Source organism: Streptomyces sp. T39 (genome assembly GCF_008042045.1).
Classification (GTDB): Bacteria; Actinomycetota; Actinomycetes; order Streptomycetales; family Streptomycetaceae; genus Streptomyces.
The window spans coordinates 85,957-100,210 of the sequence record NZ_RDBP01000015.1 but is presented as its reverse complement, the minus strand read 5'-3'; the positions used below and the strand labels follow the sequence as shown (position 1 = coordinate 100,210).

Sequence of the window (14,254 nt, the reverse complement as noted above, 5' to 3'; positions counted from 1 at the left end):
GCCGGAGGTAGGCGATCGCCTGGGCCCGGGCCGCGCTCGTCTCGGCGAACATCAGCACCGGGTGCATCGAGCGCCCCCGCAGGAAGGAGACCACTCCGCTGACGACCCGGCCGAAGAAGGGGTCGGCGAACACCCGGGCCGCGAAGGCGTCCTGCTCCTCCTCGGAGGCGTCGCCCGCCCCGCCCCGGCGGCTCGTCCGGGAGAGCGCTCTATGCCTCTGGCCGGGCAGAACGTTAGGGTGCGCACATGAACAGACAGGTCCCGACGCTGGAGGACGTCGCACGGGAGGCCGGTGTCTCACGGGCGACCGTCTCCCGGGTCATCAACGGGATCCGCAACGTCGATCCGCACATCCAGGACTCCGTGCGCCAGGCCATCGCGCGCACCGGGTACGCCCCGAACCGGGCCGCGCGGTCCCTGGTCACCCGGCGCGCCGAGACGATCGCACTGATCGTCTCCGGGGCGGGCGACGCCTCCGAGGAGGAGCAGGACGCCTTCGCGGCCCGGGTGTTCGCCGACCCCTTCTTCGGCCGGGTCGTCAGCGGAGTGGTCTCCTTCCTGCGGGGGCGCTCGATGCACCCGGTGCTGATGTTCGCCGAGACGAGCGCGGCCCGGGCCCAGGCGATCGCCTACCTCCGGCAGGGCAGCGCCGACGGAGCGCTCGTGGTGTCCACCCATGCCGACGATCCGCTGCCGCGGATGCTGGCCGAGGAGCACCTGCCCGCCGTCCTGTTCGCCCGGCCCGCCCACCCGGTCCCGCTGAGCTACGTCGACCTCGCCCACCGGGACGGCGCCCGCCTCGCGGCCGACCACCTCCTCGACCGGGGCTGCCGCCGGGTCGCCACGGTCTGCGGCCCGCAGGACGTCCCCGCGGGACAGGAGCGCCTCGCCGGGTTCCGGGAGGCGCTCGCCCGCCGCGGGCATCCGTACGTGCCCGTCGCGGAAGGCGGCTTCACCCTGGACAGCGGTGCCGCCGCGATGATCCGGCTGCTGGACGAGCACCCCGGCATCGACGGCGTGTTCGCCGCCAACGACCTGATGGCACAAGGGGTGTTCCAGGTGCTGCGCGAGCGGGGGCTGCGGGTCCCCGAGGACGTGGCGGTGGTCGGCTTCGACGACTCCAGTGCCGCCGCCGTGTGCCGGCCGCCGCTGACGACCGTGCGGCAGCCGGTGGAACGGATGGCCTCCGCCATGGCGGGGCTGCTGGACGAGCACATCCGCGGCGTGCGGACCGAGCCCACCTCGCTCGTCTTCGACCCCGAACTGATCGTGCGCGCCTCGGCCTGACGGGCCGCCCCCGCACGGCCGGTGTCTCGCGCCCGCCGCTCCCGCGTGCCCGGGCGCAAGGGGAGCCGGGGCCCGCCCGGCCCCGGAGGACGGGGACGGGGCGGGCCCCGGCGTACCGGTCCCCCGGATCGGCGTACCGGGGGACCGGCCGATCGGGGCGGCCGGTGGTGCTCGTCGAGCGCCGCCGGCGTGCGGCGCGGTCCCGACGTCGCGCGAGGTGCATGGCGCTCGCCCGGCTCGGAGCCCCGCCGGGTCCCCCGGCCGGGTCCGGAGAGCGCTCTCCGAGCCTCTCGCCGGGGATGCCGCCTGTCAATGCATCCGGCGTCACCTTCTGGAGAACCATCGGCGGAGGAGCCCTGGAGGTGCCGGAACATCGCGCCGGACGGGCCCTGGAGGACCCGGTCGTCCGTCGGGCCGAGCCGGCTCTCCCTCCAGGACCCGGTCCTCGCCCGGACCGCAACGATCCCGCCACCGGAACCGCCACGGTCCGGCCGCGGACCGGGTCCTTCGGCCGGACCGTGGCGGTTCCGGTGGCGCGCTGTGCGGTCGGTCCTCGTGCGGCGGCAGGGGCCGCACCCCCGCGGGGGGCCGCGGCCCCAGGAGGGAGCCGGACGTCCCTTCCCGCCCGAAGCGCCTCCGCCGTGCCGTCCCGCCTGCTACATCTCGTAGACCTGACCGGTCTGGGCGCCCTCGACGGAGCGGACGTACGCCTCGGTGACCTCCGCGAGCGGGACGGGCTTCATGCCCGGGAAGGAGCTCCCGTAGTCCCCGAGACTCTCGGTGAACACCGTCGGGCTGACCGCGTTGACGCGCCGCGGTGCGATCTCGACGGCGGCGGCCCGCACGAACGCCTCCAGCGCCCCGTTCGCCATCGAGGCGGCGCTGCCGGTGAGGATGGGCACCCGCGCCAGGACGCCGGTGATCAGGGTGAACGACCCCCGCTCCGCGACATGGTCCAGGCCCTGGCGCACCAGCTCGATCTGCCCCAGCACCTTGCCCCGGAAGGCGTCGGTGAAGTCGTCCGGAGTCAGTTCGGCGAACGGCCGGTACGGCACCGACCCGGCGGCGCAGACCACCGCGTCCACCGGTCCCGCCTCCGCGTACAGGGCGGTGATCTGGGCGGGGTCGGTGATGTCGCAGCGCAGGTGGCCGTCGCGGCGTGCCACCGTCAGCACCTCGTGCCCGCGGCCGGACAGTGACTCGTGCACGGCCGAGCCCAGGGTGCCCGAGCCGCCGATCAGGAGAATCCTCATGGCCCCGACGCTACGGCGGGTCCGTCCCGGCGGGGAAATGCCTTCCCGCACGCATTTATGCTCGGGAGTCATGAATGTGGAGCTGCGGCATCTGCGGGCGCTCGCCGCGATCGGCGACGAGGGAACGGTGACCGGAGCGGCCGCCGTTCTGCACGTCGGCCAGCCCGCGCTCTCGCGCACCCTGGAGCAGTTGGAGAGCCGGCTCGGCGTGCGTCTGGTGGAACGCACCACCCGCACCCTGCGCCTCACCGACGCGGGCCGCCGCCTGCACGAGCGCGCTCACCGGATCCTCGCCGACCTCGACGACGCGCTGCTCGACGCCACCCGGGGAGCACGGCCGCTGCGCATCGGCTTTCCCTGGGCCGCCCTCGGCGACCGCACCGTGCCGCTGCTGCGCACCTGGCGCGAGGAGAACCCCGGCAGCCCGGTGCGCGCCCACCGCGGCGACGACCCCGAGGCCGCGCTGCGCCGCGGCGAGATCGACGCGGCCCTGCTGCGCACCCGCCCGGCGCCGGACGCCCGACTCGTCGTGGAGGAGCTGTACACCGAACGCCGTGTGCTCGCGGCCGCGGTCGACGACCCGCTCGCCGTCAGGGGGTCGGCCGGCCTGGGCGACCTGTCCGGCCGGTCCGTCGCCGTGTGCGCCACCGCCGCGACGACGGACGGGCTCTGGCCGTCCGCCGGGCCGCGGACGTTCCAGGTGGCCAACACGGACGAGTGGCTCACCGTGATCGCCACCGGTGAGGCCCTCGGCGTGACCGCCGAGGCCACCGCCCAGAGTCACCCCCACCCGGGCGTGCGCTACCTGCCCCTGCCGGACGCGCCGCCGCTCACCGTCCGCCTGGTCCGTCCACGGGTCCCCACACACCCGGCCACCCTCGCCTTCCTCGCCCACCTGCGCCGGATGACGGGACGTCAGGGCGGCTGAGGCGGCCGGCCGCGGCCGCGGCGACCCGGCGGGTCGGCACGGCACTCCGGCCGCACCGGCCCCGAGCCGCTGCGGCGCCGCACCGGCCCCGCACGGGCACCGCGCCCGCTCCGGCACCGCGCCCGCTCCGGCGCCGGGCCCGCTCCGGCGCCGGGCCCGGCGCCGGAGCGGCCAGGTCCGTTCGACCGGACCCGAGCGCTCCGGCCCGCCGGGGCACCCGGACGGGAGGCCCTACTGTTCGCGCACGCCCCACGGCGAGCCGTACGCGGTCAGCAGGTCGAGGAAGGGGCGCGGGGCGAAGGCCTCGGGGCCGAGCACCCCGGCGCCCGCCCAGGTGCCGTCCGCCATCAGCTCCAGCGCCACGACGGGGTTGACCGCCGTCTGCCAGACGACCGCCTGACAGCCGTACTCCGCCATGGACCAGGCGTTGTCGACGACATGGTGGAGGTACACCTCGCGCGGCGCGCCGTCCTTCGTCCCCTTGACCCAGGTGCCCGCGCAGGTCTTCCCGTGCATCCGGTCGCCCAGCGCCGCCGGGTCCGGCAGACATGCGGCCACCACGTCGCGCGGGGACACCCGGACCTGCTGTCCGTCCTCCGCGGTGACGGTGACCGGCCGGGTGCTGTCGAGGCCGACCCGGTGCAGGACGCGCAGCGTGTCGATGAACTCCCGGCCGAGCCCGTACTTGAAGGTGACCCGGTCCGCGCCCACCCACCGCGGGATCAGCAGCACCTCCTCGTGCTCGACGTTGACGCACTCCACCGGCCCGATCCCGCCGGGGAAGTCGAACACCTCCGGCTCGCTGAACGGGGGAGTGGTGAACCATCCGCGGTCCTTCTCGTACACCACCGGCGGGTTGAGGCACTCCTCGATCGTCGTCCAGATGTTGAACGACGGCGCGAAGTCGTAGCCCTCCACCGTGAGGTCGGCGCCGTCGCGCACACCGATCTCCTCGATGGTGTCGAAGAGTTCGTCCGCCGCGTACCGGGCGAAGACGTCCGACAGACCGGGCTCCACGCCGATGCCGACGAGCGCCAGCCGGCCCGCCTCCTCCCATGCGGGGGCCAGGGCGAACTGCTCGTCCCCGAGCTTGACCCCGGTCCGCTCGTGGGGCAGCTCCGCATGAGGGCGCGACAACGACATCGCCATGTCCAGGTAGTGCGCGCCGGCCGCGAGCGCGGCACGGAACAGCGGCATCACGAAACGCGGGTCGGTGGCGTTCACCAGCACGTCGCAGCCCTCGTCGCGCAGCAGCGCGGTGACGGCGTCCTCGTCGGAGGCGTCGACGCGGGCCGCGGCGAACCGCTCCGCCGGGCCGGATCCGGCGAGCGCCGCCACGGCGGCCTCCGCGCGGGGCAGTGCGTAGTCGGCGACCACCATCCGCTCGAAGAAGCCGCGCCGCGCGGCGATTCGGGTGATTGCGGTGCCGACTCCGCCGGCGCCGATCAGCAGGATACGCATATCAGGTCCTTTCCCTGCACAACGGTCTTCGCCCGGGCTGCACCGATCCAACGCGCCGCGTGCGGTTATGGTCAATGGCGTTGGCATAAGCGTCGCCGACGGCGGACGGCACCGCGGCCGACACGCCGCGCCCGGCCCTCGGGCACACGGCCGGCACAGCAGGAGCGGGGGCGGCGAGGCATCCGCCCCCGCGGGAGAAGGGGCCTCCGCCCTCGCAGGAAAGGAGCACAGGTGCCCAAGAAGGTGGTCGCCGAGGGGGACCGCAGGCGGCGGCGCCCGACGAAGGCGGGAGCGGTGCTGTCGGAACGGCTGATCGTGCTTACCGCCCTGCGCATGCTCCGTGAGCACGGCGGGGAGGGGCTCACCGCGCGACGGCTCGGACTGGCCCTGGGAGCCGATCCCAGCGCCCTCTACCGGTACTTCCGGGGCATGGACGACCTCACCCTGGCGATCGGCGACGAGCTGATCGGCCGGGCGCTGGCGGGCTGGTCGCGCACCGGCGACTGGCGGGCAGACCTGCGCGGGCTGGGCCTGCGCATCCACGCCGCCTACCTCGACCACCCCCAGGCCGCCGTGCTCACGGCCAGCCGTGTCTCGGGCCGCGCACACGAGATCGCGGCCGACGAGGCGATCCTCGACGTGCTGCACCGGGCGGGCTTCGACGTCGGCACGGCCGTGGGCGTCTACCACTGCTTCATCGACCAGGCCCTCGCCTTCGCCGCCCTCGACGCGGCGGCCCTCGCCCTGCCCGAGGCGGCCCGGACGGCCGACGAGGCCGTGTGGCAGGCCACCTACGCCACGCTCCCGCCCGAGACCCACCCCCGGATCGCGCGCGCCGCACCGCGACTGATCGCCGAGATGAACACCAGCGCGTATCCGGCCGCCCTCGACATGCTCATCGAGAGCGCCGCCGCCCGCCTGGATACCTGACCGACCGGGACCGAGCGCCCACCCTCCGGAACACCCCTGTGCCGGGAGGGAACCGGGCGGCACACTGGGGCTCATGGGACAGACGGAGCAGGTGCCGCGGGACGGCCGGACGGACGCGGAGCGGCGGACGGCCGCCCTGCTCGCCGCGGCGGGAGCACCGGACGCGGACGCCGCCGGCTGCGTGCCGCTCACCGGCGGCACCTACAACACGGTGGTCCGCGCCCAGCTCCCGGACGGGCGCCGATGGGTCGTCAAGATCCCGCCCCCGCCCGGCACCCCGGGCCTCGGCTACGAGAAGGACCTGCTGCGCGCCGAGTCGGAGTTCTGCTCCCGTGCGGCGGAGCTCGGGGACGTCCCCGTGCCGCGCCTCGTGCACGCCGCCTTCGGCCCGTCGGACCCCGGCGGGCCCGGCATGGTGACGACGCACTGCCCCGGCACCGTCTGGCACGAGTGCGCCGGCACGATGGACGAGACGGAGCGTCGCCGCCTGCGCCGGCTGCTGGGGCAGCACGTCGCCCGTCTGCACACGGTCACCGGCCCCGGCTACGGCTACCCGGGCGGAGCCCTCGGACCGCTCGCGCCGACCTGGGGCGAGGCGTTCACCGCCATGACGGACGCCCTGCTCGCCGACGCGGAACACCACCTGCCCGAACCACCGCTGCCGCTCGCCCTGATCCGGCGGCGGTTCGCCGGCGCGCGGTACGCCCTCGACGACGTCACCCGTCCCGCCCTCGTCCACTTCGACCTGTGGCAGGGCAACCTGCTCCTGGACGGACCGCCGGGCCGCCGGGTCCTCAGCGGCATCATCGACGGTGAACGCATGTTCTGGGGCGACCCGGTCGCCGACTTCGTGTCGCTCGCCCTGTTCGAGGACATCGAGGACGACCGCGACTTCCTGGCCGGCTACGCCCCGGGCGGGGGCCGGGCCGGACTCGACGACCGGGCCCGGCTGCGCCTCGCCCTGTACCGCGCCTACCTGTACCTGATCATGCTCGTCGAGGCGGGCCCGCGCGGGTACGGCGCGGAGCAGCGCGCCTGGCTGCGCGACACCGTGGCGCCCCGGTTCACCGCCGCTCTCGCCGACGTGGCGGACCGGACCCGCTGACGGAAACCGCGCCACGCGGGGCGGGACGACGGGATAGCGTCGGATCCGGGCCCGGGCGACCGGCCCGGACAGCACGGCGACACACCTTGGGGAGTGCGATGACCGACGATGCCGATCTGCGCCATCTGCGGCGCTGCGTGGAACTGGCGGCCGAGGCGGTGGACGCCGGTGACGAGCCGTTCGGCTCCGTCCTGGTCGCCGGCGACGGCACGGTCCTGGCGGAGGACCGCAACCGGGAGACGTCGCTGGCCGACCAGACACGTCATCCCGAATTCGCCCTGGCCCGCTGGGCGGCGGCCAACATGACGGCCGAACAGCGGCGCGCCGCGACCGTGTACACCTCCGGGGAGCACTGCCCGATGTGTGCCGCCGCCCATGGCTGGGTCGGCCTCGGCCGCATCGTCTACGTCGTCTCGTCCGAGCAACTCGGTTCATGGCTGGCCGAGCTGGGCGTCTCCGCTTCGCCCGTGCGGCCCTTCCCGGTGTCCGAGATCGTGCCCGGCCTCCCGGTGGAGGGCCCGGTCCCCGAACTGGCGGGCGACGTCCACGACCTCCACGTCCGCTTCCGCCGCGCCCGCGCGGAGGGCTGACCGACAGGCGGCCGGTGGGCGCTCCCTCCGGCAACGGGGGCGCGCCGCAGGGCCCTTGCGCGCCGTGCCCGGGACGCGACCCGTCCCGGGCACGGTCGCGTCCGGCGCGGAAAACCGGTGTCGCGCCCCTCGGCAGGCCTCGTACACTCGGCTCGCGCGCCGCACACCGTGTGCCGGCGCAGTCGGCGAACGCCCCGACGGACTGCTGTGGACAGCGGCTTCCGGCGGGCGGGGCCGACGACCGACAGAGGGGAGCCCGGCCGTGCGTGAGAACACCGCCGTCGCCGTTCCCCGGTCCCGGTTCGACGTGATCCCGGTGTCTTCGGACTCCCGGTGCCGGCTGCGCGGCCGCCACCGGACGCCCGTGACGAACGCCTGACCCCGCGCTCCCCGCACGCCCGCGGATCCGCCGCCCCCGAGCGGCTCGGTCACCGAGCCCTCCCACGCCGCGGCCCGCGGGCCGCGGCGACGCGCCACGGGGGAATCCACGGGGCATCCGCCCGCCCGTGACCCGTTCGTCCCGCCATCGCGCCGTCCCCCTCTCCGTCACACCGTGAAAGGCCACGGCCGTGCGCATCAACCTTCCCCAGCCGTCCGCCGTTTCGACGACCACCGTCCGCAACCTGGGCATCCTCGCCCATGTCGACGCCGGCAAGACCACCGTCACCGAGCGGATCCTCTACCTCACCGGTGCCACCCACAAGCGCGGCGAGGTCCACGACGGCACCACCGTCACCGACTTCGACCCGCAGGAACGCGACCGGGGCATCACGATCTTCGCCGCGGCCGTCAGCTGCCTGTGGGACGGACACCGGATCAACCTCATCGACACGCCCGGCCACGTGGACTTCGCCGACGAGGTGGAGCGCTCCCTGCGCGTCCTCGACGGCGCGGTCGCGGTGTTCGACGCCGTCGCCGGGGTGGAGCCGCAGAGCGAGTCGGTGTGGCGCCAGGCGGACCGCCACGGCGTGCCCCGGATCGCGTTCGTCAACAAGCTCGACCGCGCCGGCGCCGACCTCGACACCGCCGTGGCCTCGATCCGCGACCGGCTGCACACCGTGCCCCTGGTGGTCCAGCTGCCCATCGGGCGGGAGGACGGGTTCACCGGGGTGGTCGACCTGGTCCGGATGCGCGCCCTGGTGTGGGACGGCGACACGTGCACCGAGGGACCGGTGCCCGGCGAACTGCTGGAGGAGGCGCGGCGGCGCAGGCGGGCGCTGGAGGAGAGCGTGGCGGAGCTGCACGCCGTGGCACTCGACGAGTACTGCGCCGGGGCATCCCTCCGCGAGGAGACGCTCGAAGCGGCACTGCGCGAGATCACCCTCGGCGGCGAGGGCGTCGTCGTGCTGTGCGGATCGGCCTACCGCAACCGCGGTGTCGAGCCGTTGCTGCGGGCCGTCGTGGCGTACCTGCCCTCGCCGCGGGACGTCCCGCCGGTCAGCGGGACGCACGCCGGCACGGAGCAGCGGCGTCCGGCGGAACCGGACGCCCCGTTCGCGGGCCTGGTGTTCAAGGTGAACTCCACCTCCACCGGCCGGCTGACGTACGTGCGGGTGTACTCGGGAACGCTGGGGAAGGGGGACACCGTGCTGGACGCGGGCGCGCGCCGCACCGAGCGGATCGGACGGATCCTGCGCGTGCAGGCGGACCGGCACGCGGAGGTGGACCGGGCGGTCGCCGGGGAGATCGTCGCCGTGGTGGGGCTGAAGGCCGCACGGGCGGGGGCCACGCTGTGCGCCCCGTCGGCGCCGCTCGTCCTCGAACCGCCCACCGTCGCCGCTCCGGTCGTGTCGGTCGCCGTGGAGGCCCGCACCGCGCTCGACGCGGACCGGCTGGCGACCGCGCTGGCCCGGCTGGTGGAGGAGGACCCGTCGCTGACGGTGCGGACCGATCCCGAGACCGGTCAGACGGTGCTCTCCGGCATGGGGGAACTGCATCTGGAGGTCGCGGTGGAGAAGATCCGCAGGGCCCACTCCCTCGAGGTCGGCGTCGGCCGGCCGCAGGTCGCCTACCGGGAGACCGTCGTCCGCGGGGTGGCCGGCCTGGTGTACCGGCACGTCAAACAGGACGGCGGCGCGGGGCAGTTCGCCCATGTCGTCATCGACGTGGCGCCGCTGGACGGCGCCGGGGAGGAGGAGTTCGTGTTCGAGTCCGCCGTCGTCGGCGGCCGGGTGCCCAGGGAGTACGTCCGCGCGGTCGAGGCGGGCTGCCGTGACGCCCTCGCCGAGGGTCCCCTCGGCGGGCATCCGGTCACCGGGTTGCGGGTCACGCTGACCGACGGCGCGACCCATCCGAAGGACTCGTCGGAGATGGCGTTCAGGACCGCCGCCAGGTTCGCCCTGCGCGACGCCCTGCGGGCCTGCGCGACGAGCCTGCTGGAACCGGTGGTCGAGCTGACCGCCACGGTGCCCGACGACGCGGTCGGCGGGGTGCTGGGCGACCTGGCCGCCCGGCGCGGCCGGGTCACGGGCCAGACCGCCCGGGCGGGCACCGCCGTGATCACGGCGACGGTGCCGCTGGCCGAGCTGTTCGGCTACGCGTCCCGGCTGCGCAGCCGTACGCAGGGCCGTGGCACCTTCACGACCCGCCCCACCGGCTACGCGCCGGTCCCGGCGGCAGTCTCCGGCGCGCTGCCGGCCGCCGGATAGTGCTCCTCGACGGCTCCGCCGCCACGCGGCGGAGCCGTCCCGGCACCGCCCCGGTCCCTCCGGGGCGGTGTTGGTTTTCTGCCCGTTTTCCGCCCGGTTCTGTTTACTTCCCTTCGGATGCCGCGTAGCCTCGGTGAAAACCACATGAACGGTCATGGGAACGGATGTAAAACCACATGTTCGCAGCGGAGCGTCAGCAGGAGATCCTGCGACTGGCCCGGGACGGCGGCCGGGTGGACGTGCTCTCCCTCGCCGAGGAGTTCCAGGTCACGGCCGAGACGGTACGGCGGGACCTGAAGGCCCTCGACCGCGCGGGCCTCGTCCGCCGCGTCCACGGCGGCGCCATCCCGGCCGGCCACCTCGAACCCGATCTCGCGGAGCGGGACACCGTCGCACCCGACGAGAAGGACGGCATCGCGCGGGCCGCGCTCGCCGAACTGCCCGGCGAAGGGAGCGTGATCCTCGACGCCGGCACCACCTCCGCACGGCTCGCCGCCGCGTTCCCGGTCGACTCCCGGCTCACCGTGGTCACCCACGCGCTCCCCATCGCCGCCCGCCTCGCCGACCACCCCGGCATCGCCCTCCACCTCGTCGGCGGCCGGGTCAGACACCGGACCAGGGCCGCGGTCGACGCCTGGGCGCTGCGCGCCTACGGCGAGATCACGGCGGACGTCGTCTTCCTCGCCACCAACGGTTTCGCCCTCGACGGCGGGCTGACCACGCCCGACCTGGCCGAGGCGGCGGTCAAGAGGGCCGCCGTCGACGCGGCCCGCAGGGTCGTCCTGCTCGCCGACTCCGCCAAATTCGGCCGGCAGCACTTCGCCCGCTTCGGCGACCTCCGGGACGTCGACCTGCTGATCACGGACACACGACTCGGCGACGACGACGCCCGCGCCATCGAGGCACAGGGCCCGGAGGTGATCCGCGCATGATCCTCACCCTCACCCCCAACCCCAGCCTGGACCGCACCTACGAACTGCCCGCCCTGCGGCGGGGCGCCGTGCTGCGCGCCGGCCGGGACCGGGTCGACCCCGGCGGCAAGGGCGTCAACGTCTCCCGAGCCGTCGCCGCGGCCGGCTGCCGCACCGTCGCCGTGGTCCCCCTGGGCGGCCCCGAGGGCGCCCTGCTCGCCCGTCTCCTCGGTGAGCACGGCATCGAGGCCGCGGGAGTGCCCGTCGCGGGCTCCACCCGCGTCAACATCTCCCTCGTCGAGCCGGACGGCACCCTCACCAAGATCAACGCGCCGGGACCCGAGATCACCCGCGCCGAGGCGGCGGCCCTGCTGGAGAGCGTCGGCACCCACGCCGCCTACGCCGACTGGATCGCCTGCTGCGGCAGTCTGCCCCTCGGCCTGGCGCCCGAGTGGTACGCGGAGCTGGTCGGCGGTATCCACCGCACCGGCGGCCGCGTCGCGCTCGACACCTCGGGCACCGCCCTCACCGCCGCGCTGCCGCAGCGGCCCGACGTGATCAAGCCCAACGCGGACGAGCTGTCCCAGGCCGTCGGCCGGCCGCTCGCCACCGTCGGCGACGCCGCCAAGGCGGCGGAGGAGCTGCGCGACCTCGGCGCCCGGGCCGTCCTCGCGAGCCTCGGGGCGGACGGGCAGCTGCTGGTCGACACCACGGGCACCTGGTTCGGACACGCCCCGGCCCGCGTCGTGCGGAGCGACGTGGGCGCCGGCGACGCGTCGCTCGCAGGCTTCCTCGCGGCCGGCGGCGGCGGACCGCGTGCCCTCGCCGCCGCGGTCGCCCACGGGACGGCGGCCGTGCAGCTGCCGGGCAGCGTCATGCCGTCCCCGTCCGACCTCGACCCCGCGGCGGTCACCGTGACCGCCGACGTGCCGCTGGACCGCCCGCTGGGGGAGCCCGCCCGATGAGCCCGCGCCCCCCGGCCTCGACCCCGACGCCCGGCACCCCGCTCGTACGGGCACCGCACCACCATCCCACCGCCGCCGCCGAGGCGGACCGCCCGCAAGGAGCCGCGTGATGAGCGAGCTGATCACCCCGGACCTGGTCGACACCGCTCTGACCGCCGAGACCAAGCAGGCCGCCGCCCGGTCCCTCGCCGAGCGGATGGTCGCCGCCGGACGCGTCACCGACCTCGACGGCTTCCTCGCCGACGTCGCCGCGCGCGAGGCGCAGATGCCCACCGGACTCGACGGCGGCATCGGCATCCCGCACTGCCGCAGCGCACACGTCACCGCCCCGACGCTCGCCTTCGGCCGCAGCGCGCAGGGCATCGACTTCGGCGCACCCGACGGGCCGGCCGACCTGATCTTCCTCATCGCGGCACCGTCCGGCGCGGACGACGCGCACCTGACGATCCTGTCGGCCCTCGCCCGCCGCCTGATGGACACCGACTTCACCACCGCCCTCCGCACGGCCTCCGACCCGGCCACCGCCGCCTCCCTCATCCGCGGCGACACCCCGGCACCCCCGGCCCCCACCACCGGATCCGATGCCTCACGGGGTGCCGCGGCCGCTCCGGAGGCCGGCCCGCAGGGCGAGCCGGCCGCGGCCCGGGCGGGCGCGGAGCGCGGGGGCGACGCCGCCGGCGCGCGGCCCGCTGACGCGCCCGCTCCGGACGCGGCGCCCGGCGCGGCTGCCGCCGGTACCGGCGAGGCCACCGTGAGCGGCCCCGCGCCCGGCGTGCCGCCCGCYGACGCGCCCGCGCCGGAGGGGGCCGGGAGCGCAGGTGCCGCGGGCGTGGGCACGCACGCCGCAGGCGGCGCCCCCGTTCCTCCCGCTCCGGTTCCCGGCGTGCCGCCCGCCGACGCGCCCGCGCCGGAGGGGGCSGGGAGCGCAGGTGCCGCGGGCGTGGGCACGCACGCCGCAGGCGGCGCCCCCGTTCCTCCCGCTCCGGTTCCCGGCCCGCCGGCTGGACGAGCCCCGCCCCCTCCGCATACCCCTCCGGCGGGGACTGGGCCGAGCTCTACCTGGAGCCGCTCGCCGACGTCCTCGGCGACCGTGTCCGTTTCGGCGCCCGGGTCACCGGCGTCTCGCGGGCCGGGCGGGACCGGATCGTGGACACCGACCGGGGGCGGCAGCCGTTCGTCGTGCACGTCTCCCACGCCGACGGCCGGGAGGAGCGCGTCTTCGCGCGCGCCGTGGTCGACGCCTCCGGCACCTGGGCCACCCCCGGCCCGGCCGGCGGCAGCGGACTGCCCGCGCTCGGCGAGAAGGCCGCCGCGGACCGGATCACCTACCGTGTCCCGGACCTGAAGGACCCCGCCGTCCGCGCCCGGTACGCCGGCAGGCGGACCGCCGTCATCGGGTCGGGCGCCTCCGCTTTCACCGCGCTCGCCGGCCTCGCCGACCTCGCCACGTCCGGCGACGGCACCGGTACGAAGGGCGTGTGGATCCTGCGCCGGGGCATCTCCGGCTCCACCTTCGGTGGCGGCGAAGCCGACCAGCTCCCCGCCCGCGGCGCTCTCGGCCTCGCCGCGAAGGCCGCCGTCGACAGCGGCCGCGCGGACGCGGTCACCGGCTTCCGCACCGAGGCGATCGAGCGCGACAGCGACGGCCGGCTGATCCTGGTCGGCGAGGACGGCCGCCGCCTGGACGCGGTCGACGAGGTGATCGTCCTGACCGGCTTCCGCCCCGACCTGTCCTTCCTCGACGAGCTGCGCCTGGGCCTGGACGAGCGCCTCCAGGCGCCCGTCGCCCTGGCACCGCTGATCGACCCCAACCAGCACTCCTGCGGCACCGTCTACCCCCACGGTCACCGCGAGCTCTCCCACCCCGAAGCCGGCGTGTACCTGGTCGGCATGAAGTCCTACGGCCGCGCCCCGACCTTCCTCGCGATGACCGGCTACGAGCAGGTCCGCTCCGTCGCCGCCGCGATCGCCGGCGACCTCGCCGCCGCCGACCGCGTCGAACTGACCCTCCCCGAGACCGGCGTCTGCGGCGGCGCCGGCCTCTACGAGCAGCCCGCCACCGGCGACCAGCCCGTCCCCGGCGTCGAGGCCGACGGCGGCGGCTGCTGCGCCGCTCCCACCACCCTCTCCGTCGGTGCCCCGGCACCGTCCGGTGGCTGCTGACCGTCCCACCCCC

10 protein-coding genes and 3 pseudogenes are annotated in these 14,254 nt (G+C 75.7%); 10 read left to right on the top strand and 3 right to left on the bottom strand.

Annotated features, from left to right (window positions below; genetic code table 11):
- A pseudogene (locus tag EAO77_RS40100) lies at positions 1 to 181 on the bottom strand (LacI family transcriptional regulator); the annotation flags it as partial.
- A 65-nt stretch (positions 182 to 246) separates the two neighbouring features.
- On the opposite strand from EAO77_RS40100, the gene EAO77_RS18610 reads away from it, so the two are divergent.
- The gene (locus tag EAO77_RS18610; protein ID WP_147989406.1) at positions 247 to 1,287 is read left to right on the top strand and encodes a LacI family DNA-binding transcriptional regulator; all 1,041 of its coding nucleotides are present in this window, start codon (positions 247 to 249) and stop codon (positions 1,285 to 1,287) included.
- A gap of 656 nt (positions 1,288 to 1,943) precedes the next feature.
- On the opposite strand, the gene EAO77_RS18605 is transcribed toward EAO77_RS18610, so the two are convergent.
- Positions 1,944 to 2,540, bottom strand: coding sequence for a short chain dehydrogenase (locus EAO77_RS18605; RefSeq protein WP_147989405.1), 597 nt, complete (start codon positions 2,538 to 2,540; stop codon positions 1,944 to 1,946).
- A gap of 70 nt (positions 2,541 to 2,610) precedes the next feature.
- Here EAO77_RS18605 and EAO77_RS18600 point away from each other — a divergent pair, with 70 nt between their 5' ends.
- Positions 2,611 to 3,468 (top strand): LysR family transcriptional regulator, encoded by an 858-nt coding sequence (locus EAO77_RS18600; protein WP_147989404.1) that lies wholly within the window; start codon positions 2,611 to 2,613, stop codon positions 3,466 to 3,468.
- Positions 3,469 to 3,699: 231 nt separating this feature from the next.
- On the opposite strand, the gene EAO77_RS18595 is transcribed toward EAO77_RS18600, so the two are convergent.
- Complete coding sequence (locus EAO77_RS18595; protein ID WP_147989403.1) at positions 3,700 to 4,929, bottom strand: saccharopine dehydrogenase C-terminal domain-containing protein; 1,230 nt, start codon at positions 4,927 to 4,929, stop codon at positions 3,700 to 3,702.
- 231 nt (positions 4,930 to 5,160) lie between these two features.
- Between EAO77_RS18595 and EAO77_RS18590 the strand changes: the two genes are divergently transcribed.
- The 8 genes and pseudogenes from EAO77_RS18590 to EAO77_RS18555 all read left to right on the top strand — a co-directional run.
- Entirely contained in the window at positions 5,161 to 5,859 is a 699-nt protein-coding gene (locus EAO77_RS18590) for a TetR/AcrR family transcriptional regulator (RefSeq protein WP_147989402.1), read from the top strand.
- A gap of 73 nt (positions 5,860 to 5,932) precedes the next feature.
- Positions 5,933 to 6,964, top strand: coding sequence for a phosphotransferase family protein (locus EAO77_RS18585; RefSeq protein WP_147989401.1), 1,032 nt, complete (start codon positions 5,933 to 5,935; stop codon positions 6,962 to 6,964).
- 98 nt (positions 6,965 to 7,062) lie between these two features.
- The gene (locus EAO77_RS18580) at positions 7,063 to 7,554 is read left to right on the top strand and encodes a nucleoside deaminase (RefSeq protein WP_147989400.1); all 492 of its coding nucleotides are present in this window, start codon (positions 7,063 to 7,065) and stop codon (positions 7,552 to 7,554) included.
- 569 nt (positions 7,555 to 8,123) lie between these two features.
- Entirely contained in the window at positions 8,124 to 10,202 is a 2,079-nt protein-coding gene (gene fusA, locus EAO77_RS18575) for an elongation factor G (RefSeq protein ID WP_261994017.1), read from the top strand.
- Between the two features lie 176 nt (positions 10,203 to 10,378).
- Entirely contained in the window at positions 10,379 to 11,134 is a 756-nt protein-coding gene (locus EAO77_RS18570; protein ID WP_147989399.1) for a DeoR/GlpR family DNA-binding transcription regulator, read from the top strand.
- A complete protein-coding gene (gene pfkB / locus EAO77_RS18565) occupies positions 11,131 to 12,078 on the top strand; it encodes a 1-phosphofructokinase (protein ID WP_147989398.1) in 948 nt (315 codons plus the stop codon). Before EAO77_RS18570 ends, pfkB begins: the two co-directional genes overlap by 4 nt.
- Positions 12,079 to 12,187: 109 nt before the next feature.
- Positions 12,188 to 12,838 (top strand): annotated as a pseudogene (locus EAO77_RS18560) (PTS sugar transporter subunit IIA); the annotation flags it as partial.
- A gap of 233 nt (positions 12,839 to 13,071) precedes the next feature.
- Positions 13,072 to 14,241, top strand: a pseudogene (locus EAO77_RS18555) (flavoprotein); the annotation flags it as partial.
- Positions 14,242 to 14,254: the final 13 nt, after the last annotated feature.

Excerpts from the sequence above, each read along its gene's own strand:
- EAO77_RS18595 (WP_147989403.1), bottom strand. The coding sequence starts at position 4,929 with ATGCGTATCCTGCTGATCGGCGCCGGCGGAGTCGGCACCGCAATCACC.
- EAO77_RS18580 (WP_147989400.1), top strand. The coding sequence starts at position 7,063 with ATGACCGACGATGCCGATCTGCGCCATCTGCGGCGCTGCGTGGAACTG.
- EAO77_RS18600 (WP_147989404.1), top strand. The coding sequence starts at position 2,611 with ATGAATGTGGAGCTGCGGCATCTGCGGGCGCTCGCCGCGATCGGCGAC.
- EAO77_RS18605 (WP_147989405.1), bottom strand. The coding sequence starts at position 2,540 with ATGAGGATTCTCCTGATCGGCGGCTCGGGCACCCTGGGCTCGGCCGTG.
- EAO77_RS18585 (WP_147989401.1), top strand. The coding sequence starts at position 5,933 with ATGGGACAGACGGAGCAGGTGCCGCGGGACGGCCGGACGGACGCGGAG.
- EAO77_RS18610 (WP_147989406.1), top strand. The coding sequence starts at position 247 with ATGAACAGACAGGTCCCGACGCTGGAGGACGTCGCACGGGAGGCCGGT.
- pfkB (WP_147989398.1), top strand. The coding sequence starts at position 11,131 with ATGATCCTCACCCTCACCCCCAACCCCAGCCTGGACCGCACCTACGAA.
- EAO77_RS18570 (WP_147989399.1), top strand. The coding sequence starts at position 10,379 with ATGTTCGCAGCGGAGCGTCAGCAGGAGATCCTGCGACTGGCCCGGGAC.